Annotated in this window: 1 protein-coding gene; it reads right to left on the bottom strand. The window is 49.9% G+C overall.

Annotation, left to right across the window (positions count from 1 at the left end; all coding sequences use genetic code 11):
- Positions 1–36: 36 nt before the first annotated feature.
- On the bottom strand, positions 37–1,416 hold the full coding sequence (gene ltrA, locus DFP97_RS30285) for a group II intron reverse transcriptase/maturase (protein WP_114384364.1): 1,380 nt from the start codon (positions 1,414–1,416) through the stop codon (positions 37–39).
- Positions 1,417–1,956: the final 540 nt, after the last annotated feature.

Genomic DNA, 1,956 nt, shown 5'->3' on the forward strand with positions numbered 1-1,956 from the left:
AGTAGAGTAAAGAGCTGGGGATCCAGCCCCTTCTCATCAAACCGTACGTGCAGTTTTCCCGCATACGGCTTTCCGACGTTCTTCATCTAGGGCAGTACGGTTTTTCCATGTGCATAATGTTTTCAGTCCTGTACGTTGAAGCAGAAAATGTATCCCTGACCAATTCTGCTTGCGCTTCCTGTGTTTGTTATTCCAGAACAGTCTTAATCTCCTCAGGATATACCAGTCTACTTTTGAAAGGAACCGGTTTGCCATACTTCGATCCACATCCAGATGAGCGTAGAAATTACGCCATCCTTGGATCATAGGATTCAGCAGCTCGACCATTAGCTTTAACGGCCAGTTTAATCTGCCTCTGGCTGCCGTTTCATCCTTCACACGATTGCGCATCTTCTTCATTGCTTTCTTCGATGGAAAGCTTCGCAGTCGATACTTTGTCCCGTTTTTGTGGAGGTAAGGCATCTTCCGATGATGAAAGCCAAGAAAGTCGAACCCGTCCTGGTTCTTCCAAAGACATACTAGCTTTGATTTGGACGTGTTCATGGTCAATTCCAGTTTCCCAAAGATCGCTTTAAGGGTACGAATCGCTTCGAGCGCCTGCGGTTTGTATCGGCACAGAATGACAAGATCGTCGGCATACCTTACCAGCTTTCCCAGATGAGAAAACCGTTTTTCCCATATCGTATCGAGATAATTGAGATAGATGTTGGCCAGAAGCGGCGAGATCACACCGCCTTGTGGGCTGCCGATCTCCGTTTTGTGCCATACGCCATCCTTCATTACACCTGCCTCAAGCCACTGTCTAATTAACTTTAGAATACGCCTGTCGCAGATGCGTTCTTCGACCAGTTTCATCAGTTTACTGTGGGAGATATTATCGAAGTAGCCTGTAATATCTACGTCGACCACCCAGTTGACGACACCCCAATTGATGCTTTCCCTGATGCTCTTAATAGCCTGATGAGCCGACCGCTTAGGGCGAAATCCATAAGAGCAATCCTTGAAATCCGCTTCGAATATACCCTCGATCACCAGTTTAGTTGCCATCTGAACAGTCCGGTCACGGATTGTTGGAATACCCAAGGGACGTGTCTTTCCGTCCGGCTTCGGAATCTCTTTTCGTTTGACCGGAGACGGACGGTATTCCCCATTCATAAGCTGTTCTCTGATCTCTTCGATGAAGGGTTCTTCGCCAATCTCTCGAACGATGAATTGGATCGTTTGTCCATCAATGCCGGCACTGCCGCGATTTGTTTTCACTCTTGCCCATGCTTCTAGCAGGATATCTTTCCGGAATACTTTGTCGTACAGTGCATGAAACTTACGCTTGGGGTTTTCCTTAGCCGCAAGATAGAGGGTATTTTGGAGTTGTCGAGCGTTTTCATTGGTGGCGTTAGCCGTGTATTCGGCATTCACTTGCTCTTACCTCCTTGATATCCCGTGAACGAAGTGGGGTATTGCCTTTCGGCGCCCTTCCCTCCCCGGGGTTATGTTGTCCGCCGGATCATTGGTAGTATGGCCCCCTCCGACTCCCTTCCCGCAGCTGGCCATTTCACCTTTGGGGCTTATAGGTTTGCTCGTTACGAAAAAGTAAAACTTCGTGCGGGGGAGGGTCTCCCTAGTTCCAGACACAACTGTCTCTACATGCCGATCCCTTTACACCGGAGGGTTCTTCTGCGCTGCATTCCAAGATCTTCGCGCGTTCCATGGCCTTCGCCGTGGCAGTCGTGGCTCGGCTCCCTCTTGTCCCCTTCGGGTTCACTTTCACGATGCGGTAGGATTCATTTTCATTACGGCCTGCAGATTTGCTTCATCGCGCAGAGCGCGATTTTTCACAGGGCTTCAGCCGCCGGATTTCTCCGACGTCTGCCTGCTAGCTACGGGGCGGCTTGGCCCCTACCCCGACTGAACTTGCATCAGTAAGTTGTGCCTAACTTGGCTAGGCGCGCACTGCCA

This window comes from Paenibacillus prosopidis (assembly GCF_003337375.1).
Lineage (GTDB): Bacteria > Bacillota > Bacilli > Paenibacillales > Paenibacillaceae > Pristimantibacillus > Pristimantibacillus prosopidis.